This window comes from Pseudomonas sp. M2, from assembly GCF_015751845.1.
GTDB classification, from domain to species: domain Bacteria; phylum Pseudomonadota; class Gammaproteobacteria; order Pseudomonadales; family Pseudomonadaceae; genus Aquipseudomonas; species Aquipseudomonas putida_E.
This window is the reverse complement of the sequence record NZ_JADOUD010000001.1, coordinates 2767801-2791536: the sequence shown is the minus strand read 5'-3', so window position 1 is coordinate 2791536 and position 23736 is coordinate 2767801. Positions and strand designations below refer to the sequence as shown.

Below are 23736 nucleotides of genomic sequence, written 5' to 3'. Positions count from 1 at the left end.
CGGTGTCTCCGGTTAGTGGGCGACGGCGGCGGCGCCGTGTTCGTCGATCAGTGCGCCGTTGTAGAAACGGTCCATGGAGAACGGCGCAGCCAGCGGGTGCATCTCGCCTTTGGCCAGGCTTGCGGCGAAGACGTTGCCCGAGCCCGGGGTCGCCTTGAAGCCGCCGGTGCCCCAGCCGCAGTTGAAGAACATGTTCTTGACCGGGGTCTTGGAGATGATCGGGCAGGCGTCCGGCGAGGTGTCGACGATGCCGCCCCACTGGCGGTTCATGCGTACGCGCGAGAGGTTGGGGAACATCTCGACGATGGCCTGCAGGGTGTGCTCGATCACCGGGTACGAACCGCGCTGGCCGTAGCCGACCCAGCCGTCGATACCGGCGCCGATCACCAGGTCGCCCTTGTCGGACTGGCTGATGTAGCCGTGCACGGCGTTGGACATGATCACGCTGTCGATGATCGGCTTGATCGGCTCGGACACCAGTGCTTGCAGCGGGTGCGATTCCAGCGGCAGGCGGAAGCCGGCCAGCCTGGCCATGTGCCCGGAGTTACCGGCAGTGACCACGCCGACGCGCTTGGCGCCGATGAAACCTTTGTTGGTTTCCACACCGATCACTGCACCGTTTTCCTTACGGAAACCGATCACTTCGGTCTGCTGGATCAGGTCCACGCCCAGGGCGTCGGCGGCACGGGCGTAACCCCAGGCCACGGCGTCGTGACGGGCGACGCCACCACGGCGCTGAACGGTAGCGCCGAGGATCGGGTAACGGGTGTTCTTCGAGCAGTCCAGGTACGGGATCTCGGCCGCGACCTGGGCAGTGTTGAGCAGTTCGCCATCGACGCCGTTGAGGCGGTTGGCGCTGACGCGGCGCTCGGAGTCACGAATGTCCTGCAGGGTGTGGCACAGGTTGTAGACGCCGCGCTGGGAGAACATCACGTTGTAGTTGATGTCCTGGGACAGGCCCTCCCACAGCTTCATGGCGTGCTCGTACAGCTGCGCCGACTCGTCCCACAGGTAGTTGGAACGCACGATGGTGGTGTTACGGGCGGTGTTGCCGCCGCCCAGGTAACCTTTCTCGACCACCGCGACATTGGTGATGCCGTGTTCCTTGGCCAGGTAGTAGGCCGTGGCCAGGCCATGGCCGCCACCGCCGACGATGACCACGTCGTAGACCTTTTTAGGGGTCGGCGTGCGCCACATGCGCTGCCAGTTCTCGTGGTGGCTGAGGGAGTGTTTGAAGAGGCCGAAGCCCGAGTAGCGTTGCATGGTCGTTTACTCCACTCAGCGGTAAACAGGGAAGTCGGCGCACAGGGCCGCAACGTTCTTCGCCACATCGGCTTCGACGTCAGCGTCACCGAGGTTGTCGAGGATGTCGCAGATCCAGCCGGCCAGGGCCACACACTGGGCGACCTTGAAGCCGCGGGTGGTGACAGCCGGGGTGCCGATGCGCAGGCCGGAAGTGACGAACGGCGACTGCGGGTCGTTCGGCACGGCGTTCTTGTTGACGGTGATGTGCGCGCGGCCCAGGGCAGCGTCGGCATCTTTGCCGGTCAGGCCCTGGCGGATCAGGCTGACCAGGAACAGGTGGTTGTCGGTACCGCCGGAGACCACGTCGTAGCCGCGGTCGATGAACACCTGGGCCATGGCCTGGGCGTTGTCGATGACCTGCTTCTGGTAGCTCTTGAACTCAGGCTCCTGAGCTTCCTTGAAGCACACAGCCTTGGCGGCGATGACGTGCATCAGCGGGCCGCCCTGGGCGCCGGGGAATACTGCGGCGTTGAGCTTTTTCTCGATCTCTTCGTTCGACTTGGCCAGGATCAGGCCGCCACGTGGGCCGCGCAGGGTCTTGTGGGTGGTGGTGGTCACCACGTCGGCGAACGGGATCGGGTTCGGGTACAGGCCAGCGGCAACCAGGCCGGCAACGTGGGCCATGTCGACGAACAGCAGCGCACCGACCTTGTCGGCGATGGCGCGAAAACGCGGGAAGTCGAGGGTCTTGGAATAGGCCGAGAAGCCGGCAACGATCATCTTCGGCTTGTGCTCGACGGCCAGGCGCTCGACTTCGTCGTAGTCGATCAGGCCAGTGTCGGTGTTGATGCCGTACTGCACGGCGTTGTAGAGCTTGCCCGAGGACGACACTTTGGCGCCGTGGGTCAGGTGGCCGCCGTGGGCCAGGCTCATGCCCAGGATGGTGTCACCGGCCTGCAGCAGAGCCAGGTACACGGCGCTGTTGGCCGAAGAGCCGGAGTGTGGCTGAACGTTGGCGTAGTCGGCGCCGAACAGCTGCTTGGCGCGCTCGATGGCCAGCGCCTCGACCTTGTCTACGTGCTCGCAGCCACCGTAGTAGCGCTTGCCCGGGTAGCCTTCGGCGTACTTGTTGGTCAGGCCGCTGCCTTGGGCCTGCATGACGCGCTTGCTGGTGTAGTTCTCCGAGGCGATCAGCTCGATGTGATCTTCCTGGCGCTGTTCTTCGGCATTCATCGCCGCCAGCAGTGCGTCGTCGTAACCCTGGATCTGGTCTTGCTTGCTGAACATCGTGGTTCTCCCGGCAGCGATCGTTTCTTGTCTGTAAGGCACTGTGGCCCTTTATGGCGATGGTATGACTGGCCGGGGTGGGTCAGATGCCTGCGCACGCCTTGCAATGGCGCGTTTACGACATTCACCCGTCGGTTGCTCAAATCCCTGTAGGAGCGGCCTTGCGTCGCGAACGGGTCGCGCAGCGGCCCCAAGCTTCAGCAGCGCTTAAGCAATGGCTGGGGTCGCATCGCGACCCGTTCGCGACGCAAGGCCGCTCCTACATAGGCAACCGCTGAATCGATGGTTTAGAGTGCTGTTCTGCGTTGTTCACAGGACCGTGTCATGACAGATAAAAGCCAACAATTCGCCAGCGACAATTATTCCGGTATCTGCCCCGAAGCCTGGGCAGCGATGGAAAAGGCCAACATGGGCCACGACCGCGCCTACGGCGACGACCAGTGGACCGAGCGTGCCGCCCAGTACTTCCGCGAGCTGTTCGAAACCGACTGCGAAGTGTTTTTCGCCTTCAACGGCACCGCCGCCAATTCGCTGGCCCTGGCCTCGCTGTGCCAGAGCTACCACAGCGTGATCTGCTCCGAGACCGCCCACGTCGAGACCGACGAATGCGGCGCGCCGGAGTTTTTCTCCAACGGCTCCAAGCTGCTCACCGCGCCTAGCGTCAACGGCAAGCTGACGCCGCAATCGATCCGTGAAGTGGCGCTCAAGCGCCAGGACATCCACTACCCCAAGCCGCGTGTGGTGACCCTCACCCAGGCCACCGAAGTGGGCACCGTGTACCGCCCCGATGAGCTCAAGGCGATCAGCGCCACCTGCAAGGAGCTGGGCCTGAACCTGCACATGGACGGCGCGCGGTTCACCAATGCCTGCGCATTCCTAGGCTGCAGCCCGGCCGAGCTGACCTGGAAGGCGGGCGTGGATGTGCTGTGCTTTGGCGGCACCAAGAACGGCATGGCGGTGGGTGAAGCGATCCTGTTCTTCAACCGCGACCTGGCCGAAGACTTCGACTACCGCTGCAAGCAGGCCGGGCAACTGGCCTCGAAGATGCGCTTTTTGTCGGCGCCCTGGGTCGGGCTGCTGGAAGACGGCGCCTGGCTGCGCCATGGCAACCACGCCAACCATTGCGCGCAGTTGCTGGCGTCGTTGGTGAGTGACCTGCCGGGGGTGGAGCTGATGTTCCCGGTGGAGGCCAACGGGGTGTTCCTGCAGATGCCGGAGCCGGCGCTGGAAGCACTGCGTGGCAAGGGCTGGCGGTTCTACACCTTCATTGGCAGTGGCGGGGCGCGGTTCATGTGCTCATGGGATACCGAAGAGGCACGCGTGCGCGAGTTGGCGGCGGATATCCGCAACATCATCGGCGCCTGACAGCTTGCCGGGAGGGCTTTGCCCTCCTTTCGCGACGCAAGGCCGCTCCAATCGTCTGTAGGAGCGGCCTTGTGTCGCGAATGGGCCGCAAAGCGGCCCCAGCGATCTAAAGTTTGAACCCGCCCATCTGCCGCGCAAGATCATCGGCCAGCCCACGCAACGCCTGGCACTCCTCGCGACACCCCTGCACTTCCGCCGCCGTTTCCCTGGCCAGGTCAGAAATCCCCTGCACCGTCCGGTTGATCTCCTCGGTCACCGCCGACTGCTCTTCCGTCGCCGTTGCCACCTGATGGTTCATGTCGCTGATGTGCTCGACCTGGTCGGTAATCGCCCCCAACGAGGCGCCGGTTCGCTGGCTCGACTCCACGCCACTGCCCGTCGCCTGCTGCCCCGCCTGCATCGACGTTACCGCCGAACCCGCCCCGTGCTTGAGGCGCTGGATCATCTGCTGGACTTCATCCGTCGACACCTGGGTACGGCGTGCCAGCGTCCGCACCTCATCTGCCACCACGGCAAAGCCACGCCCCATCTCCCCTGCCCGCGCCGCCTCGATGGCAGCGTTAAGCGCCAGCAGGTTGGTCTGCTCGGAAATGCTGCGGATCACCGCCAATACTTCATCGATAGAGGCGACTTCGTCGGCCAATTGCGCCACCGCATCCGCAGCCTTGCCGATGTCACCTGACATGCCCTCAATACCCTGGATCGACCGTCGCACCACTTCACGCGCCTGCAAGGCTTCGTCCCGCGCTGACTGCGAAGCCTGCGCAGCATCGCCGGCGTTGCGCGCAATGTCCTGCACGGTCAGCCCCATTTCGTGCACGGCGGTGGCAACCATTTCGGTCATTTCCTGCTGCCGCCCGGAACGTTCGGCCGTGTTGTCCACTACCTGAGTCACCTGTTCGACCGCCCGATGCAAGCGCTCGGTGGTGCGCAGCACCTCGCCGATCAGCCCGCGCTGGCTGTCGAGAAAACGGTTGAAGCCGCGTGCCAGATCGCCCAGTTCGTCCTGCCGCGAATCGTCCAGGCGATGGCTGAGGTCACCGGCACCGCTGCCAATCTGCACCAATGCGGCGGTCACACGGCGAATAGGCCGCACCAGCCCCCGCGCCAGCAGCACCACCAGCAACAACGAGAGCAGCGCCACACCCCCACCGATCAACGTGGTAAGCCACAGCGCCTGACGCATCTGCGCATAGATCTCTGCCTCCGGCACCTCGGCAACCAAGGTCCAGTTCAGGTCGCGCAAGGGCAAGCCCAAGGCCAGATAGTCTTCGCCATCACGCTGGAAACGGCTGGTGCGCAAACCCGGCTCACCACTGATCACCGCCTTGGCGGCCTTTTCATCAAGCTGCTGCGCGAGCTGTCGCTTGCCGCTGAAGGCATTGTCCGGATGCACCTGGATCAAGCCATCGTTGCGTACCAGAAACACCTTGCCGTGCTCGCCAAAGCTGAAGTCGTGGATCAGTTTCGACAGCTCGGTCATGCGCAGGCCCATGCCGGCCACACCGACCAGCTTGCCGTCCTTTTCCACGCGGTAGTCGATGAACAGCGCCAGCTCGCCCGTGGCCCCGTCGATGTCGATATTGATCAGGCGCTCGGCGCCGCTGTCGATGTAGCCGTAAAACCACTTGTCTTTGGGGTTGTCGCGGCTGAGGGTGCGGTCCAGGCCATTCTCGTTGTAGTAGTGGCCGGTCTCGGTCGAGGCGAAGAGTGTGGTGAAGGCCTGGTTGCGCTGCTTGGCGGCCTGCAGGTATTCGACAAAGCGCGGCAGTTCGCCAGCGTCTTCACCATCTGCCAGCCAATCACGCAGCAGCGTGTTGCCGGCAATGTCGGCTGCGGCCACCAGCGGCTGGCCAAGCATTCGCTCGATATCGTTGCGGATGGCTTCGATGCTGGCCGGCAGCGCCGTGTCCACCAAGTAGCGATCGGTGAGGCGGTTGAGCGCCACGGTGAAAATGATCACAACCACCAGGATGCTCGCCAGCAGGGCCGCGCCCATGCTCGCGATCAACTGCCACTGGATACTTCGACGCCAGATACCCATGCCCCTTCCTCCCCAGGAATTTTTGTTTGGGGGAAAGTGTATACACTCAGGTATCCAGTTGTACCAGTGATCTGCAACAAGGATGAAGACGCTGTGGGGCAGGCAAGCCCGTCCCCACAGCGTTCAAGGTGGCTCTTACTGTTCGGCGATGGTCCGAACGATCGCGTCCACCGTGGCGTCGATCTGCGCCTGGGTACGCTCCAGGGTCTGCTGATGTTCCTTCTGCAGTTCAACCTGCTTGGAACACAGATTCAGGGCGGCCAGCACCAGCAGCTTGTCGCCGATCAGGGTCGGGTACGAACGTTTGGTTTCGGCAAGGGCGGTGTTGAGCATGCGTACCGCCTGCGCCAGGGTTTCTTCCTGGCCTTCGGGCGCCTTGATCGAATAGTCGTTGCCGAGGATCGACACGACATTGACCGGCTGCGCTTGCAGTCTCATGCGCCGACGACACCTGCACTGGCGCGCTCAACCAACGCCTGGATGCGCGCGGCGGTGGCGCCTTGCTTCTCTTCCTGCTCCATCAGCGACAGCTGCAGGGTTTCGTTCTCTTCCTTGGCCTGGGCCAGTTCCTGGCCAAGGGTGGTGTTGTGCTCGGTGAGTTGAGCGTTTTTCTGCATCAGGTCGCTGACCAGTTGCTCGAGTTGATTCAGGGAGGCTTCCAGCATGGGGTCTATCTCGGGTTGTTGCAAAGGGCGCACACGATAAAGAAAAGTGTGAGCCATCGCCATTAAATATCGGATTCTCAAGGTTTCTAACCCGCAGATTGACAGGGTATCGGGCCCCTTGTTCCGACCTGGGTCAACCGCCGGTCAGGTAAATGGATAGCTGGCTCACAACTTTCCCCTTTCACGCTCAAGACTGGCCGGTCACGACCGATAGCCAGGCAAGTCATATTTCGTCGCATGGAACGCGTCCACTTCTCTGTCTGGATTCCTCCTTCCATGTCCCTACGCAACATGAATATCGCCCCGCGCGCCTTGCTCGGGTTCGCCCTGATCGGCTTGCTCATGCTCGGCCTTGGTGTCTTCTCGCTCATGCAGATGGGCAACATCCGCCAGGCGGGCCTTGCCATCGAAAACATCAGCGTGCCCAGTATCAAGACCCTGGACGAACTGACCTCGCTCAACCTGCGCCTGCGCACCCTCTCCTACCGCTTGCTGCTCAACCGCGAACCGGAAGTCCAGCGCGACACCTTCAACCTGCTGGACCAGCGCAACGCCGAGATCGACCGTGCTCGCCAGGCCTACCTGCCACTGATCAGCGCGGCTGACGAACAGGCCGCCTTCGACCAGTACACCGAACTGCTCAACCAGTACCGCCAACTGGAAGCACGCATGCGCAGCATGAGCCAGGCCAACCGCACCGATGAACTGCGTGGCCTGCTCAACCGCGACCTGTTGGCCAACTCCGAGCAGATCAACAAGGTCATGAACACCTTGGTGCGCATCAACACAGAACAGACGCGCGCAACCAACGAAACCGCTGCCAATCAGTATGCCGCGGCCTTCGCGTTGGTGATCGGCCTGCTGATTGCCGCAGCCGTGCTGACCTTCCTCTGCGCGTTGCTGCTGACCCGCAGCATCGTCAAGCCCATCGACGAAGCCCTCAAAGCCGCCGAGCAGATTGCCGACGGTGACCTGACCCATACCATCCGCGCCGAAGGCACCGATGAGGCCGCGCGCCTGCTGCGCGCGATGGCGCGCATGCAGGAAAAATTGCGCGACACCCTGCAACTGATTGCTGGCTCCGCTACCCAGCTGGCGTCGGCCGCAGAAGAGCTGAACGCCGTTACCGACGAGAGCGCGCGTGGCCTGCAACAGCAGAACAACGAAATCGAGCAGGCCGCCACGGCGGTGACCGAAATGACCAGCGCCGTCGAGGAAGTGGCACGTAACGCGGTAAGCACCTCAGAAGCCTCCAGCGAAGCCAGCCGCTCGACCGGCGACGGCCGTGACCTGGTGCTGGAAACCGTGGGTGCCATCGAGCGGATGAGCGGTGATGTGCAGGCTACCGCCAAACTGATCACCCACCTGGCCGAACAGTCGCGCGACATCGGCAAGGTACTGGATGTCATCCGTGGCTTGGCCGACCAGACCAACCTGCTGGCGCTCAACGCCGCGATCGAGGCAGCCCGCGCGGGTGAAGCAGGCCGTGGCTTTGCCGTGGTGGCAGACGAGGTGCGCGCACTGGCCCACCGCACCCAGCAGTCGACCAGCGAAATCGAACGGATGATCGGCAGCATCCAAGGCGGCACCGAACAGGCGGTCGAATCGATGCGCACCAGCACCGAACGCGCCGAGTCGACGCTGAACATCGCCAAGGGTGCCGGCATGGCGCTGGACACCATTGCCGGGGCAGTGGCGCAGATCAATGAACGCAACCTGGTAATCGCCAGCGCGGCGGAAGAACAGGCCCAAGTGGCGCGCGAAGTGGACCGCAACCTGGTGAATATCAATGACCTGTCGGTGCAGAGCGCAACCGGGGCGCACCAGACCAGCGCGGCGAGTGCCGAGCTGTCGCGCCTGGCTGTGGATTTGAATGGGCTGGTGGCACGTTTTCGTACCTGACATCGCCGGGGCCGCTTTGCGGCCCAATCGCCGGCAAGCCGGCTCCCACAAAGATCTGTGCCAGCTGTGCCATTGACAGCAGCGCTGCCGAACCTTGTGGGAGCCGGCTTGCCGGCGATTGGGCTGCAAGGCAGCCCCAGCAATTTCCGGATCAGTAATCGATCCGCACATCCCCTTTCGGTACGCTGCAGCACGACAGGATGTAGCCCTCGGCTTCGTCCTCTTCGGTGATACCGCCGTTGTGCTCCATCTCCACTTCCCCGCCCAGCTTGAGCACCTTGCACGTCCCGCAAATGCCCATGCCGCAGGCTTTTGGAATCATCAGGCCAACCTTGGCCGCCGCCGCATGCACGGTCTCGCCCGGGGCAACCCGGATGCTCTTCTCGCTGCCGATGAACTCCACCAGGTTGAGCTCGGACACGTCCACTTCCGGCGCATCGGCCGCCTGCTCGGCATGCTCCACAGCATCGGCCTTGGCCTCTGCCGGCGTCGCGCCGAACGACTCCTCGTGGTAGTTCTTCATGTCAAAGCCGACAGCCTCGAGCATGCGCTTGACCGCGGTCATGTATGGCGTCGGGCCGCAGCAGAACACCGTGCGCTCCATGTAGTCAGGCGCGATCAACTCCATCAGCCGCTGGTTCAGATAGCCGCGATAACCCGCCCAAGGCTCACCCAGGCCGTGCTTCTCGCAAATGATGTGCAGGCTGAAGTTGGGGATGCGTGACGCCATCTGCTCCAGTTCGCGGTGGTAGATGATGTCTTTGGGCGAGCGGGCGCTGTGCACGAAGACCATGTCGACATTGGCGTTGGTGTCGTAGAACCAGCGCGCCATGGACATCACCGGCGTGATACCGACACCGCCGGAGAGGTACAGCACCTTGCCCGCCGGGAAGTCGATGGCGTTGAACAGACCCACCGGGCCATGCACCGGCACTTCAAAGCCCTCGTGCATGGTGTCGTGCAGGTAGTTGGACACATGCCCGCCTGGCACCCGCTTGACCGTGATCGAGAAGCTGTAGGGCACCGACGGCGAACTGGAGATGGTGTAGGAACGCATCACCGGCTTGCCTTCGATCTCCAGCTCCAGGGTGACGAACTGCCCAGGCTTGAAGAAGAACATGATCGGCTGGTCGGCCATGAAGCAGAAGGTGCGCACGTCCCAGGTCTCCTGGATGACCTTGACGCAGCGCACGATGTGGCGGCCATTGGCCCAGGTCTGGGTGGTGACCGGATTGAGGAAAGTATCGGACATGTTCATCTCCAGCGGCCGACAATTGGCCCTTTTCATGGCTGCGATAATGCGCAAGCTGAAGGCGCCGCACATTCCTGCCTGCGACATCGGCGTGCTTATCGCGACCAGCCCCGTGCTACAAGGGCTGGGGCGTCGTAATTCAAATCGGCCATGTCGCCCATGGATACGGTTCGCGGCGTCTTCGGACGCACACTCCACGGCAAAAGAACCTGCTGTTTTTTGACAGATGCTCTTGCGGCACCACAACAACGATTAGCCACCTTTTGCCGGCCGCATACGGCCCCGAGGATTACACGATGGACGTCACCGCAACCCTGAGCCTGGGCGATCCACTGGAACCTGCACGCAAGGCCACCGCCGAGATGCTGCAGACCCGCGAGCGCACCTACTCGCTGCCCCAGCCGTTCTACACCGACGAGCGTCTGTTCCAGATCGACATGCAGGAGATCTTCCACAAGGAATGGCTGATTGCCGGCATGACGTGCGAAATCCCGGCCAAGGGCAACTACATCACCCTGCAGATCGGCAAGAACCCGATCATCGTGGTGCGCGGTAGCGAAGGTAAGGTGCATGCCTTCCACAACGTCTGCCGCCATCGCGGCTCGCGCCTGTGCGTCAGCGAGAAAGGCAAAGTGGCGAAGCTGGTCTGCCATTACCACCAGTGGACGTATGAACTGGACGGCCGCCTGCTGTTCGCAGGTACTGAAATGGGCGCCGACTTCGACATGAAGGAATACGGCCTGAAACCTGTGAACGTAAAGGTCGCCGGTGGCTACATATTCATCAGCCTGGCGGAAAACCCACCTGCTATCGACGAGTTCCTGGCCACCCTGGACCACTACATGGAACCGTATGACATGGAGAACACCAAGGTGGCAGTGCAAACCACCTTGATGGAAAAAGCCAACTGGAAGCTGGTGCTGGAAAACAACCGCGAGTGCTACCACTGCTCCGGCTCACACCCGGAGCTGCTGCAAACCCTGCTGGAGTGGGACGACACCAACGACCCGCGCGCCAGCCAGGAATTCAAGGACCACGTGGCCGCCTCCGCCGCCGCCTGGGAAGCCGAGAAGATCCCGTACCTGCACAAGAGCCATGGCCTGCGTAACCGCATCGTGCGCATGCCGCTGCTAAAGGGTACCGTATCGATGACCATGGACGGCAAGCAGGCCTGCCAGAAGCTGATGGGCCGTATCAAGAACCCGGACCTGGGCTCGATGCGCATCCTGCACCTGCCGCACTCGTGGAACCACTGCATGGGCGACCACATGATCGTCTTCACCGTGTGGCCGATCAGCGCCCAGGAGACCATGGTCACCACCAAGTGGCTGGTGCACAAGGATGCCGTCGAAGGTGTCGATTACGACCCTGAACGTATGCGCACGGTGTGGGATGCCACCAATGACCAGGACCGCCGTTTGGCGGAAGAGAACCAGCGGGGCATCAACTCCACGGCTTACCAGCCAGGGCCGTACTCGAAGACTTATGAGTTTGGTGTGGTGAACTTCATCGATTGGTACAGCCAGCGCGTGCTGGAAAACCTTGGTGCAGAGCCGGCTGCGTACCTCAAGGAAGTGCAGGCTCAGTAAGTAGCCGTTCACCTTCGGCCAGTGGCGCCCGCCACTGGCTCAAGCCCGCTCTACGATTGCCTTATGGCGTTTGCAGGCTCGAGACTTAACCTCGGAGCCGAAGACCTCGGGCTTGCTGAACCTGCCCGGTTGGGTTCGATCCGCACAGGGGTGATGGGATAACGCTCCCACGACCTGGCCTGGGCCAACGCCCACACCTCTTTGACCGATGTGCCCAGCGATATGACGGTCAGGGTCGCCAACGCCCATGTCTGCCAGTCTTCTCCTGGCTCCACGGTTCGGCTGATGCCCAGGGTAATGCCTGCAACGGCACTGACACCACTTATCCCTGTGAGCGCCCAATCGACCGATGACGGCGGTGATGTATGACTTTCCACGGTGCCATAGGTCATAACGCCACCACGGCTGGCAGGATAGGATCCCGTTGCTTGATGCATATGGCGGGTTCGCCACATCGATCGCAGCCGTAGGCCACTGGTGAACGCACCCGCAAGGTTGGAAAGGATGCTCAGGATGGGAAACAGATAGTCTGCGGCCTCCTGCCCCGTCGGATCGCGATGGTTGATCGGGTCCCCAAGGCAATAAGCGTAAGCATTTAGCCCACCCCGAGCGAATGGGCTGAGTCGGTCAGGCGAACCAAAGCGCATCAGTGCCGGGCTAAAGGCACGGTGCCCGTTACCCAGCAAGTAGCAGCCACTGGCGTGATCAAGGTGGGCGTCTGAAAACCCCAACCAAGCGCCATCATCCGGCCTGAACCCGCCATAGGGGGTATAGCGTCGATACAGGGTATGCCCGCTGCGCAGCACGGTGCGCTGGAGATCAGTCGCCAGCAGTGTGGTCGTGCCCATGGCAACGCTCCAGACCATTTGTGCCTTAACGTTAACAAGGGCTGTATGGAACGTTAACTGGCAGAAATGACAGTTACAGCTGGACCGGAGCGAAGGTCAGCCTCGTCAGATCATTTTTTGATCAAAACCCTGCAAGCCTTTGAAAGCAATGGCTGTAGCACTTACCAAACAACTTGCCCACAGGTTGACTAACAGACATTGTGGGCAAGTCATAGGGATATTGATAACTGCTGTGGATAACAGAGCAAAACCTTAGGGGCCGTGGTGTTTAGACCCAGGTTTGCAGTAATTGGCGATTATTTGATCATATCCTTCAAGACGGCGTCCTTGCTGGCTTGCAGCGTTTGACAAACACTTTATCCACACCTTGGCGAACAGATTCCGTGGGTAACCTCAGCGCAATACGCCCTCCTCCACCAGCAACTTGAGAATCGCCTCGGCGCCTTCTTGTGGAGAAACGTCTTTCAAGACCTTACCGCCACCACCACTGGCCTTGGCCGTCGCGGCCTTCATCCGGTCGGCGCCGCTTTTGGCCTTGATCACCTTCAGGCGCTTGGGCCTTGGGCGGGCTGGTTGCAACTGCGCTTCGCCCAGCAGTTCATCCTCGACGATGGCGACATTGCGCGCCGCCAACACACCGCGCCGGGCCGGACCGAACGCGCTCTGCCGCGGTTTGGCCGCCGCGTTATCCACAGTTGCCAGCAACGGAAGACGTACCTTCAGCCTGCGCCGCTGCCCACGGGGCAGCGCCTGCAGGACCTGAGCGGTGCCGTTGTCGATCGATTCCACTTCGGCCAGGCCGACTATCAGCGGCCAACCCAGTTTCTCGGCCAGCAGGAACGGCAACATGCCCGAACCCTCGCCGGTTTCAGCCTGGCTACCCGTTAGCACAAGCTGCGCACCGGCATCACGCAGGTAATCCCCAAGCACGCCCAGCACATCGGCTCCTGCGGGCTGCTCTAGCACATCGAGGTGGTCCAGGCCCATGCCCAGGTAAGCACGCAATGCCTCTTCATGCGGGTCGCCAGCATGCACCACCTGCAAGTTATCCCCAGCCAGCTGCAAGCCCAGCTCCACCGCACGGGCATCCTGCTCGGCGCGGCGGGCGCGGCCGGAGCTCGGGTGGGCACCGACGGAAACCAGGCTGATGACTTTAGTACTCATGCTCATGCCCCTATGCTGCGTCGCGCTGGCCGCCGCTGCGGAAGTTGTCCACAGCCTCGATCAAAGCCTTCAGAATCGCCGAGCTGTCGCCAATCACCGACAGGTCGGCCCGTTTGATCATGTCGCAGCCCGGGTCCATGTTGATCGCCACCACTTTGTCGCAGGCACCGATGCCTTGCAGGTGCTGGATCGCACCAGAGATACCCACAGCCACATAGACCCGTGCGGTAACCCAGGTGCCGGTTGCGCCCACCTGGCGGTTACGCGGCATGAAGCCATCGTCCACCGCCACCCGCGAAGCACCCTCGGTTGCCCCCAGGGCAGCAGTCGCCTGGTGGTAGAGGTCCCAATCCTTGACGCCGTTGCCCCCCGAGACGATGAATTCGGCCTCGGCCATGGCGATGGTCGCCGGGTCGACGGCCACCGAACCAAGGTCCTCGATGCGTGGCAGGCTGCGCACCACGCCTGTGGACAACTCCACCGGCAATGCTTCGTGCCGGGTTTCGCTGACCGGTTCGGCGCATTCGGCGGCGCCCAGGATCAGGCGCGGCACCGCGCGTTGCAGGTCCTGCTGACCCGCACCAGCACGGCCGATGCACTGGCCGTCCTTGACCTGCCAGACGCGCGTTGCCGGGCGTTCGCCCAAGGCCGCAGCCCAGCGCCGGCCCAGTTCGCCACCGCCGGTGCGGCTATCGGGCAACAACCAATGGCGTGGCGTGAACTGGTTATCCACAGCGCGCAGGCCCTGCACCCGTTGCTCCGGTGCATAACCTTCGAACTGTTCGCCGTCGATGACCAGCAAGCGGTCGACACCCGCTGTGGAAAACTTGCTTTCCTTGTGCTCACCAAACACCACGGCCAATACCGCGCCGTCACTGCCGGCCAGGCTGTGGGCGAGGCCGAGCAGGTCACGGTCATGGCTACTGAGGCGGCCGCCCACCATGTCGGGCACCACGGCGATGTAGAACGCAGGCGCTGGCACCTGATGCAGCGGCAATTGCACTTCGGCCGCCGCGCTACGCCGCCCGCCGCCAGCGGTGCCCTGTTGGGCACCGCTACGGTCGATGCGCTTGAGGCCATTGGGGCCGATGAAACCGGCGGCAATGGCATGCGGGTTCTTGCGCATCAGGCCATTGGGCCCCAGCCAGCGGGTTTGTTGCGTCTGCAGCGCCGCATGCAGCGGATGCAGGCGGTTACGGGCGATCCACTCGGCGCGTGGGTCGCGGCGGATGATGTCGCTCATCAGTGCACCTCCGCAGGTTCACGTTCTACCGTTGGCGACTTTGGGGCCGCGGGCGTTTCCTCTTCGATCAGCACATCGGCTACCAACTCGGCGAGGTCCTTGATCTGTGGGCGCGGTTCGACCACCCCTTCGAGCATCGCAGTGCACTGCGGGCATCCCACCGCCACCAGCTCGGCCTGGGTCTGGCGAATGTCATCCATGCGCATGTCGGGGATACGTTGCTTGCCCGGGATGTCGGTGATCGGCGCACCTCCGCCACCGCCGCAGCAGCGGGAACGGAACCCCGAGCGCTGCATTTCGCGCACTTCGATACCCAGCGCCTTCAACACTTGCCGCGGGGCCTCGTATTCGCCGTTGTAGCGGCCCAGGTAGCACGGGTCGTGATAGGTGACGCTGCCGCCCTTGTGCTGCCCGAGGTTGAGCTTGCTGGCTGCGATCAGTTCGGCGATGTAGGTGCTGTGGTGCTGCACCTGGTAGTCGCCGCCCAACGCGCCGTATTCGTTCTTCAGCACATGGAAGCTGTGCGGGTCGCAAGTGACGATGCGCTGGAACTTGTACTTGGCCAGGGTCTGGATATTGCGTTTGGCCAACTGCTGGAAGGTCGCTTCGTCACCCAGGCGGCGCGCCACATCGCCGCTGTCACGCTCTTCCAGGCCGAGCACGGCGAAGTCCACGCCCGAGGCCTTGAGTACTTTGACGAACGACCGCAGGGTGCGCTGGTTGCGCATGTCGAACGCGCCGTCACCGACCCAGAACAGCACTTCGGTGGTTTTCACGTCAGACAGCAGGTTCAGGTTAAGGTCAGCGGCCCAGTTCATCCGCCCGCCTGGAGCAAAGCCGCCCGGGTTGTCGGTCGCGATCAGGTTATCCAGCACCTCGGCGCCCTTGTTCGGGGTCGCGCCCTTTTCTAGGGTGAGGTGGCGGCGCATGTCGACGATGGCATCGACATGCTCGATCATCATCGGGCATTCCTCGACGCAGGCACGGCAGGTGGTGCACGACCACAGTGTTTCGGCGTCGACCAGGCCGTTGACGATCGGTTGGTGTGGATTACCGCCGTGTTCGCCGATCGGCTTGCCAGGGTACGGGCTGCCGGCGAACTTGGCATCGGTGCCACCGGCCAGGCCGATGACCATGTCCTGAATGAGTTTTTTCGGGTTCAGCGGCTGGCCCGCAGCGAACGCCGGGCACACCGCCTCACATTTGCCGCACTGCACGCAGGCGTCGAAGCCCAACAGCTGGTTCCAGGTGAAGTCCACCGGCTTTTCCACCCCCAGCGGGGCGTTCGGGTCTTCCAGGTCCAGCGGTTTCAGGCCGGTTGAACGGCCACCGCCGAAGCGTTCGGCGCGGCGGTGCCAGGCCAGGTGCAGGGCCCCGGCGAAGGCATGTTTCATCGGGCCGCCCCAGGTCATGCCGAAGAACAGCTCCGACACGCCCCACAGCACGCCCAGGCCAAGTACCGCGACCATCACCCAGCCGCCGGTGTTGGCGGGCAGGATGCCGGCCACCGGCAAGGTGGCGATGAAGAAGCTTGCGGCGAACACCAGCAGGCTTTTCGGCAGGCGCATCCATGGGCCTTTGGACAGGCGCGATGGCGGGTTGAGCCGGCGCTTGAAGACGAAGATGGCACCGGTGAACATGATTACAGTCGCCACCAGCAAGGCGTAGCCAAGGATCTTGCTCTGCAGGCCGAAGCCGTGCACCAGGATTGCCAGCACCGCCGACAGTACAAAGCCGCCCGCAGTGGCCACGTGGGTCTTGGACATGTACTTGTCGCGCTCGACCACGTGGTGCAGGTCCACCAGGTAGCGCCGCGGCATGGCCAGCAGGCCGCCGATCAGGTCGACGTGGGAGGCTCGGCCACGCCGCCACATGCGCACCCGGCGCAGGGCGCCGAGCACCGCCAGGCCAAGGGCAGCGAACAGCAGGATGGGTAACAGGGTGTTCAACATGGGGGGCTCCCACAACAGCTGGATTCTTGCGCTGCCCCGAAGGCCAGCGCGGACCCCATGTAGGAGCGGCCTTGTGTCGCGAAAGGGTCGCGAAGCGGCCCCAAAATCTATAGTGCTGTGAAGATCTTGGGGCCGCTTCGCGACCCTTTCGCGACACAAGGCCGCTCCTACACGGGGGGCCGGTCCCGCCCCTAGAGAGGCGGTGCGATCAGAAGTCCTTGCACAGGCGCAAGGCGTCGTAGATCGCCGCATGTACGTTGCGCTGGGCCACGCAGTCGCCGATGCGGTACAGCAGGTAGCCTTCGCCCGGCTGGCTGAGGATCGGCTGTGGCTTGATGGCGAACAGCGCCTCCACGTCGATCTGGCCCTTGTTGCGCGAGCCTTCCTTGAGCGCGTAGTACAGCGCTTCGTCAGGGCGCACACCGTTCTCGACCACCACCTGGTCGACCACGCGCTCTTCCTTGGCGCCGGTGTATTCGTTCTCCAGCACCGCCACCAGCTTCTCGCCTTCGCGGTAGACCTTTTCCAGCATCATGTCGCCGGTCATGATCACTTCTTTGGGGTACATGCTGCGGTAATAGGTCGGGAAGCTGGTACCGCCCATGGCAACGCCCGGCTTGATGTCGTCGGTGACGATTTCGACCTGGCTGCCCTTGTCGGCGATGAAGTCGGCTACCGACATGCCGGTGAATTCGCAGATGGTGTCGTACACCAGCACGTTCTTGCCCGGCGCGACCTTGCCGTCGAGCACGTCCCAGCTGCTGACCACCAAGCCTTCGGCAGCGCCCCAGTGCTCGTTCTGTTCCAGGAACGAGTGCCCGCCTACTGCCAGCACGATGACGTCCGGGCGCAGGTCTTCAATGGTCGCCACGTCAGCGGCAGTACCCAGGCGCAGGTCGACCTTCAGGCGTGCCAGCTCCAGCTGGTACCAGCGGGTGATACCGGCAATCTGGTCACGCTGCGGCGCCTTGGCGGCGATGGTGATCTGCCCGCCGATCTGGTCCTTCTTCTCGAACAGGGTCACGTCGTGGCCGCGTTCGGCAGCAACGCGCGCCGCTTCCATGCCGGCAGGGCCGGCGCCGACCACCACCACCTTGCGCTTGACGCCGGTGGTCTTCTCGATGATGTGCGGCACGCCCATGTATTCACGGGAGGTCGCGGCGTTCTGGATGCACAGCACATCCAGGCCCTGGTACTGGCGGTCGATGCAGTAGTTGGCACCGACACACTGCTTGATCTGGTCGATCTGGCCCATCTTGATCTTGGCGATCAGGTGCGGGTCGGCGATGTGCGCACGGGTCATGCCGACCATGTCCACGTAGCCGCCTTCGAGGATACGCGTGGCCTGGTTCGGGTCTTTGATGTTCTGCGCGTGCAGCACCGGGACCTTGACCACTTCCTTGATGCCGGCTGCCAGGTGCAGGAACGGCTCTGGCGGGTAGCTCATGTTGGGAATGACGTTGGCCAGGGTGTTGTGGGTATCGCAACCCGAGCCGACCACGCCGATGAAGTCGATCATGCCGGTAGCATCGTAGTAGGCGGCGATCTGCTTCATGTCCTCGTGGCTGAGGCCATCGGGGTGGAACTCGTCACCACAGATACGCATGCCCACGCAGAAGTCGTCGCCGACTTCGGCGCGCACCGCCTTGAGCACTTCCATGCCGAACTTCATGCGGCCTTCGAAGGTGCCGCCCCACTCGTCAGTACGTTTGTTGACCCGCGGGCTCCAGAACTGGTCGATCATGTGCTGGTGCACAGCCGAAAGCTCGACGCCGTCCAGGCCACCTTCCTTGGCACGGCGCGCGGCCTGCGCGTAGTTGCCGATCACGCGCCAGATCTCTTCCACCTCGATAGTCTTGCAGGTGGCGCGGTGCACGGGCTCACGGATGCCGGAAGGCGACATCAGGGTCGGCCAGTTGAAACCATCCCAGCGCGAGCGGCGGCCCATGTGAGTAATCTGGATCATGATCTTGGCGCCATGCTTGTGCATGGCGTCGGCCAGGTTCTGGAAGTGCGGGATGATGCGGTCGGTCGACAGGTTGACCGACGACCACCATTCCTGCGGGCTGTCGATGGCCACCACGGACGAGCCGCCGCAGATCGCCAGGCCGATGCCACCCTTGGCCTTCTCTTCGTAGTACTTCACATAGCGGTCGGTGGTCATGCCGCCGTCAGTGGCGTAGACCTCGGCGTGCGCGGTGCTGAGCACGCGGTTGCGGATGGTCAGTTTGCCGATCTGGATCGGCTGGAACATTGCTTCGAATGCCATGACGCTATCTCCGGCTTACAACGGCTTTGTAACGAACAGGCCATCTTCGTGGCCTTCTTCCGACCCGCCATAGGCCTGCTCGGCCACGGTGCGGATCGAGCTGCCACGGGCAGCGAGAATCTGGTCCATTGCGCCGGCGAACCAGCCGGTGAACATGTAGTCGACCTTGCGGCCGCACTTGCCATACACGTACACGAACGCCGAGTGCTTGAGCTTGACGCTGCAGGTGCCTTTGTCCAGGTCGATGTCCTGGATCTCGAACAGGCCCCAGCCACGCTGGGACAGGCGCTTCATGTAGTGCTCGAACACCGCCACGCCTTCCAGGCCATGGCACTCGGCTTCCTTCTCGCACCAGTGCCAGGCCGACTTGTAGCCTGCCTTGTAGAGGATCTCGGCATAGGCGTCGGCGCCCAGCACTTCCTCGATGCCCATGTGGTTGTTGACGAAGAAATGACGCGGCACATACAGCATCGGCAAGGCGTCGCTGGTCCAGACACCGGTTTCGCTGTCGACTTCGATTGGCAATTGCGGGGCGATCTTGGCCATGGAAACTCAACTCCATAAAAATTTGTTTTTGGCTGCCCCGACGTTGCTGGCCGGGGCCTTAAGGCTTGGAGAGCGGCTTACTCGCCCCAGACGTCCTTGAGAACGTTTACCCAGTTCTCGCCCATGATCTTGCGCACCACACGCTCGGAATGGCCGCGCTTGAGCAAGGTCTCGGTGAGGTTGGGGAACTCGCCGACGGTGCGGATGCCCAGCGGGTTGATGATCTTGCCGAAATTGGTCAGGCGACGGGCGTAACCCTTGTCGTGGGTCAGGTACTCGAAGAAGTCCTGGCCGTGGCCCTGGGTGAAGTCGGTGCCGATGCCGATGGCGTCTTCACCGACGATGTTCATGGTGTACTCGATGGCTTCGGCGTAGTCGTCGATGGTGGAGTCGATGCCCTTGGCCAGGAACGGCGCGAACATGGTCACGCCGACGAAGCCGCCATGGTCGGCGATGAACTTCAGCTCTTCATCCGACTTGTTGCGCGGGTGTTCTTTGAGGCCCGAGGGCAGGCAGTGGGAGTAGCAGACCGGTTTTTTCGATTCCAGGATGACCTCTTCGGAGGTCTTGGAGCCAACGTGGGACAGGTCGCACATGATGCCCACGCGGTTCATCTCGGCGACGATCTCGCGGCCGAAACCGGACAGCCCGCCATCACGCTCGTAGCAGCCTGTGCCGACCAGGTTCTGGGTGTTGTAGCACATCTGCACGATGCCCACGCCCAGCTGCTTGAACACATCCACGTAGGCAATCTGGTCTTCGAAGGCGTGGGCGTTCTGGAAGCCGAAGAGGATACCGGTCTTGCCCAGTTCCTTGGCCTTGCGGATGTCGGCGGTGGTACGTACTGGCATCACCAGGTCGCTGTTGTCGCGGATCAGCTTCTGGCTGGCAGCGATGTTGTCGACGGTGGCCTTGAAGCCTTCCCAGACCGACACCGTGCAGTTGGCTGCGGTCAGCCCGCCTTTGCGCATGTCCTCGAACAGTTCGCGGTTCCACTTGGCGATGATCAAACCGTCGATAACGATGCTGTCGGCGTGAAGCTCGGCTGGGCTCATCAGGCTGTCCCCTTTTATTGAGTGGGTTCGTGCCGAACATTGTGCCGGCGCTTTGGGGCCAGCATATGCCTGTGCCCAAGGGCGCCCCGATGCAAAAACGACAGGGGGTTTGCCGAAAGCGTCAATGCGCGACATGACCGCGTCTGGCATGCCGTTCGGGGATGCGAGACAGTCTCGATAACGACCCTTTGCCGCCCTTAAATGAACATTTGGTCAGGGACCTATCGCGCGGGCTCTGGCTGAGCGAGAATCCCAGCGATTCGACAGCCTGTTGAGGAGAAAACGGATGAAATCAATGGCATGGCTGGTGCTGCTGGCCGTCGTGAGCGGGGCCCAGGCCGGTGAGGAAGAAAGCACGCCTTGCGACAATGTCGAGAACGACCAGCAGACGTTCGAGTGTGCGGCATTCAACAAGCAGACCGCCGAGCGTGAGCTGAAGTCGACCTACGACGACCTGCTTCAACGCATGCGCGAGCAGTATGACGACGAAGCTGGCCTGCAGTCGCGGATCGAATCCGCCGAAAAGCTCTGGAGCCAACTGCGCGATGCCGACTGCAAAGTCGAAACCCATGCCGAACAGCCAGGCAGCAAGGCCTACCAGACGGCATGGAACAGCTGCGTCGCCCAACGCAGCGATGAGCGATCGGAGTATTTGCGCAGCCTGGGCTCGCAGAACAGTGATGAGCCGGCACCGGAAGATTGATCCAGGCAGTGATTGAAAGATCTTCTCCAGAGGAACAACCTGCTGCTGATAGTCACTGCGCCATTTCTCGATAGTGCGCCAAGGCCACGTGCTTGCAACGTGCGCCTTGGAATCCTCAACTATCAAGGAACACCGAAATGGCTGACATCAAAGTTGAAATGGAAAAAATCCGCAAAGAAGGCCAAGAGCGCGTAGCCGCTACCGGCCAGACGATCTGCGTATTCGCTGAAAATGTGCCTGCGGGCATTGCCGAAGACATCCTGGCAGGTATGCGGTTGATGACCGAACTGGCCAACAAGAAGTTCGACAAGGAAACCCAGCAGCGCGAGTGGTACAACTTCTACAACGATGGCCTGATCAAGTTCGGCTGGACCATGACGGGTGCGGCACATGCCGAAGATGCGATTGATGAAGACAACCTGACCTTGGCAGAGCTGATGACCAAATCCATCACCATCAGCGTGGCTCGCGACCCTCGTCGCATGGCCTGTGCCAAGCGTGTTCTGCAAATCGTCGTGCAGAAGCCGGAAGTCAAGGCCCACCTGGAAAAGCACAGCCATAGCGAATCCGGCAAATCGAGCAACTTCGTAGTGGCCCAATGCGAAATGACGCCACAAGGTTTGCCTGTGATGCACATGACCAGCTTCCAGGCCAGCTACGACTCGAAAATCGAGCGTGAAGGCGCCCTGACCCGCAAAATCGACAAGACGTCGACCCGCGTCTATCGCGCGTCGCAACAGGGTACGTTCAGCGTTCGTCACTTCGATGCCGCGCGTGATCTTGTGAATGAAAAGATCAAAGGCGACATCGCCGCCTTCCTCGCTATCTAAATAGCGAGGCCGGGTATCAGGATTTCCGGGTACCCGGTTCCCATCATGTGCATTCATCAAGGAGCGATGCCGCATGAGCGATGCAAGCCTGGACACCCGAATATTCGAAGAGCGGCTGAACATCAAGCCCGCGCCATGGCTAACACTGGAAATATGGGAAGACTTGCAGCTGTGTCTTCGTTATTCACAGGCCGTGGCCAATGAAAAGTACTCGATGGAGACCCAGCCTGAGCAATGGTTCACGGTCGTTATCGCCACCTTGCAATCGTTGAAGTTCACGTTGTTCGAACATACGCATCAAGCCATTTCATACGAGCCGCACCTGCACGCATTGAGCGATGTGTACAGTGGCTATATACCCCCGCTACGCGAAAAAGGGCCTTGGTTCAAGAGCGTTGAAGAAAACGTCAAAGCCGCTATGCAATCTGCGGGAATGCACACCTTTAACGTCATGAACGCTTCTTCACATCTGAGCATTGAAATGGATCATGAAGGGGACGAAATTCCCGTTGCCATCCTGTTCTATGTCTACTGCAAGACCGACCCTGTCGAACCCACCCAGAAGTTGAACCTGATATTTGACCATCTGGGCGCACGCTTCAACATGGGCGAATTCGCGTCATTGCGCAAAGACCTGCAGGCCAGAAACCGCGAAAAGCTGTTAGCCGTTCTCAAACGCAAACTGGAATGAAGCTATTTTGAACGCGCAGGTTGGCGCTCCTCCCGTGGGCACTTTCCAAACCTCAGCTTGTAGCGCCGCGTGAAATACGATGGCAGTTCAAAGCCGCACGCAAGGCTGACCTCGGTCACCGACATGTCAGTTTGGGTCAACAGCTGACGCGCCTTGTCCAGCCGTAGAGCAAGGTAAAAACTACTGGGTGTTTCATTTAGGTACATACGAAACAAGCGCTCCAGTTGGCGCCGTGTCACTTTGATCGCAGCGGCCAGGTCCAGCGTGCTCAGGGGTGGCTCGGTATGTTTTTCCATTTCGCCAATGGCATGGACCAACTTCTTGTTGCTGATACCGTAACGCGCACCGATCTGCATGCGCTGGTGGTCCTGACGCTGACGAATACGACCCAGCACGAACTGCTCGGACACCTTTACCGCCAGGTCGCTGCCGTGAGACTGGGCAATCAGGTGCAGCATCAAATCGATCGAAGCGGTGCCGCCGGCACAGGTGATGCGGCTGCGGTCAATCTCGAACAGCTCCTGCGTCGCCTGAAGGCCCGGGTAGCGCTCCTTGAACGCCTCGAGCGCTTCCCAGTGCAATGTCGCCCGGTAGCCGTCCAGCAAGCCCGCCTCGGCAAGTACCATCGCCCCCGTATCGATGCCCCCCAGCATGACCGCGTCATGGTGCAGCCGACGCAGCGCATGCAGCAGCTTCGGCGCGACATTGGCCAATGGCTCGAAGCCCGCTACCACGAGCAGGATATTGGCGGGCTCACCCTCCCCCAGCGCGGCATCGGCATTGACCGACATGCCGTTGCTCGCCAGCACCGCCTCGCCGTCCAGGCTGAGCACCTGCCACCGGTACAACGGCCCGCCAAAACGATTGGCCACCCGCAATGGTTCCAGCGCCGAAATGAACCCCATGGCGGAAAAACCCGACACCAACAGAAAGGCAATCGTCTCCATCATCCCCTACTCCACAGAAACTGGTCGCCCAGGTGCTAATTCCTGTCGCCAGCGTGCGCTTGGCCAAGGTGCGGCCAGCGTAGCGTATTCACACGGTCCGCAGAGGCCGCCCTCAATAACAATATGCACTGCCGATGGA

The 23736-nt window shown here is 62.0% G+C and carries 20 protein-coding genes; 6 read left to right on the top strand and 14 right to left on the bottom strand.

The genetic code is table 11. From position 1 onward, the window contains the following. Positions 1-12: 12 nt before the first annotated feature. Together IWW33_RS12935 and IWW33_RS12930 are read right to left on the bottom strand one after the other, a co-directional pair. Positions 13-1263, bottom strand: a complete 1251-nt coding sequence (locus tag IWW33_RS12935) for a sarcosine oxidase subunit beta family protein (RefSeq protein WP_012316642.1) — start codon at positions 1261-1263, stop codon at positions 13-15. Positions 1264-1278: 15 nt separating this feature from the next. Continuing rightward, a complete protein-coding gene (locus IWW33_RS12930; protein WP_046787512.1) occupies positions 1279-2532 on the bottom strand; it encodes a serine hydroxymethyltransferase in 1254 nt (417 codons plus the stop codon). 324 nt (positions 2533-2856) lie between these two features. Here IWW33_RS12930 and IWW33_RS12925 point away from each other — a divergent pair, with 324 nt between their 5' ends. Then, positions 2857-3897 (top strand): low specificity L-threonine aldolase, encoded by a 1041-nt coding sequence (locus tag IWW33_RS12925; protein WP_046787511.1) that lies wholly within the window; start codon positions 2857-2859, stop codon positions 3895-3897. A gap of 106 nt (positions 3898-4003) precedes the next feature. Here IWW33_RS12925 and IWW33_RS12920 read toward each other — a convergent pair whose 3' ends face one another. The 3 genes from IWW33_RS12920 to IWW33_RS12910 all read right to left on the bottom strand — a co-directional run bounded on the left by IWW33_RS12920 (position 4004) and on the right by IWW33_RS12910 (position 6606). Next, positions 4004-5941, bottom strand: a complete 1938-nt coding sequence (locus IWW33_RS12920; protein ID WP_115273081.1) for a methyl-accepting chemotaxis protein — start codon at positions 5939-5941, stop codon at positions 4004-4006. Positions 5942-6076: 135 nt separating this feature from the next. Beyond that, positions 6077-6379: a cell division protein ZapA gene (locus tag IWW33_RS12915; RefSeq protein WP_012316646.1), complete on the bottom strand. Its 303-nt coding sequence runs from the start codon at positions 6377-6379 to the stop codon at positions 6077-6079. After that, positions 6376-6606, bottom strand: a complete 231-nt coding sequence (locus tag IWW33_RS12910; RefSeq protein WP_174141956.1) for a hypothetical protein — start codon at positions 6604-6606, stop codon at positions 6376-6378. The genes IWW33_RS12915 and IWW33_RS12910 overlap by 4 nt, the downstream gene beginning before the upstream one ends. Before the next feature lie 276 nt (positions 6607-6882). Between IWW33_RS12910 and IWW33_RS12905 the strand changes: the two genes are divergently transcribed. After that, positions 6883-8508, top strand: coding sequence for a methyl-accepting chemotaxis protein (locus IWW33_RS12905; protein WP_046787509.1), 1626 nt, complete (start codon positions 6883-6885; stop codon positions 8506-8508). Between the two features lie 151 nt (positions 8509-8659). On the opposite strand, the gene gbcB is transcribed toward IWW33_RS12905, so the two are convergent. Further along, on the bottom strand, positions 8660-9760 hold the full coding sequence (gbcB, locus tag IWW33_RS12900) for a glycine-betaine demethylase subunit GbcB (protein ID WP_119687905.1): 1101 nt from the start codon (positions 9758-9760) through the stop codon (positions 8660-8662). A 296-nt stretch (positions 9761-10056) separates the two neighbouring features. Between gbcB and gbcA the strand changes: the two genes are divergently transcribed. Beyond that, entirely contained in the window at positions 10057-11349 is a 1293-nt protein-coding gene (gene gbcA / locus IWW33_RS12890; RefSeq protein WP_174141957.1) for a glycine-betaine demethylase subunit GbcA, read from the top strand. Between the two features lie 50 nt (positions 11350-11399). On the opposite strand, the gene IWW33_RS12885 is transcribed toward gbcA, so the two are convergent. The 7 genes from IWW33_RS12885 to IWW33_RS12855 all read right to left on the bottom strand — a co-directional run bounded on the left by IWW33_RS12885 (position 11400) and on the right by IWW33_RS12855 (position 20426). Next, positions 11400-12197: an RHS repeat-associated core domain-containing protein gene (locus IWW33_RS12885; RefSeq protein ID WP_231386158.1), complete on the bottom strand. Its 798-nt coding sequence runs from the start codon at positions 12195-12197 to the stop codon at positions 11400-11402. A gap of 393 nt (positions 12198-12590) precedes the next feature. Continuing rightward, positions 12591-13361: an electron transfer flavoprotein subunit beta gene (locus tag IWW33_RS12880; RefSeq protein WP_119687907.1), complete on the bottom strand. Its 771-nt coding sequence runs from the start codon at positions 13359-13361 to the stop codon at positions 12591-12593. Positions 13362-13371: 10 nt separating this feature from the next. Continuing rightward, a complete protein-coding gene (locus tag IWW33_RS12875) occupies positions 13372-14604 on the bottom strand; it encodes an electron transfer flavoprotein subunit alpha/FixB family protein (RefSeq protein ID WP_125925146.1) in 1233 nt (410 codons plus the stop codon). Further along, complete coding sequence (gene dgcB / locus IWW33_RS12870) at positions 14604-16556, bottom strand: dimethylglycine demethylation protein DgcB (protein ID WP_125925147.1); 1953 nt, start codon at positions 16554-16556, stop codon at positions 14604-14606. Before dgcB ends, IWW33_RS12875 begins: the two co-directional genes overlap by 1 nt. Positions 16557-16764: 208 nt before the next feature. Beyond that, positions 16765-18825 carry a dimethylglycine demethylation protein DgcA gene (gene dgcA / locus IWW33_RS12865; RefSeq protein ID WP_115273088.1) on the bottom strand — a complete coding sequence of 687 codons (2061 nt, stop codon included), beginning with the start codon at positions 18823-18825 and terminating at the stop codon, positions 16765-16767. 15 nt (positions 18826-18840) lie between these two features. Continuing rightward, positions 18841-19371 carry a DUF5943 domain-containing protein gene (locus tag IWW33_RS12860; protein ID WP_174141959.1) on the bottom strand — a complete coding sequence of 177 codons (531 nt, stop codon included), beginning with the start codon at positions 19369-19371 and terminating at the stop codon, positions 18841-18843. A 77-nt stretch (positions 19372-19448) separates the two neighbouring features. Continuing rightward, the gene (locus IWW33_RS12855; RefSeq protein WP_003257506.1) at positions 19449-20426 is read right to left on the bottom strand and encodes a dipeptidase; all 978 of its coding nucleotides are present in this window, start codon (positions 20424-20426) and stop codon (positions 19449-19451) included. Positions 20427-20712: 286 nt separating this feature from the next. On the opposite strand from IWW33_RS12855, the gene IWW33_RS12850 reads away from it, so the two are divergent. The 3 genes from IWW33_RS12850 to IWW33_RS12840 all read left to right on the top strand — a co-directional run bounded on the left by IWW33_RS12850 (position 20713) and on the right by IWW33_RS12840 (position 22650). Continuing rightward, positions 20713-21129, top strand: a complete 417-nt coding sequence (locus tag IWW33_RS12850) for a lysozyme inhibitor LprI family protein (protein ID WP_115273090.1) — start codon at positions 20713-20715, stop codon at positions 21127-21129. 137 nt (positions 21130-21266) lie between these two features. After that, the gene (locus IWW33_RS12845; RefSeq protein WP_115273091.1) at positions 21267-21959 is read left to right on the top strand and encodes a hypothetical protein; all 693 of its coding nucleotides are present in this window, start codon (positions 21267-21269) and stop codon (positions 21957-21959) included. A 73-nt stretch (positions 21960-22032) separates the two neighbouring features. After that, positions 22033-22650 carry a hypothetical protein gene (locus IWW33_RS12840; protein ID WP_174141960.1) on the top strand — a complete coding sequence of 206 codons (618 nt, stop codon included), beginning with the start codon at positions 22033-22035 and terminating at the stop codon, positions 22648-22650. A 2-nt stretch (positions 22651-22652) separates the two neighbouring features. Here the strand turns inward: IWW33_RS12840 and IWW33_RS12835 are convergent, their stop codons facing one another. After that, complete coding sequence (locus IWW33_RS12835) at positions 22653-23600, bottom strand: GlxA family transcriptional regulator (protein ID WP_115273093.1); 948 nt, start codon at positions 23598-23600, stop codon at positions 22653-22655. Positions 23601-23736: the final 136 nt, after the last annotated feature.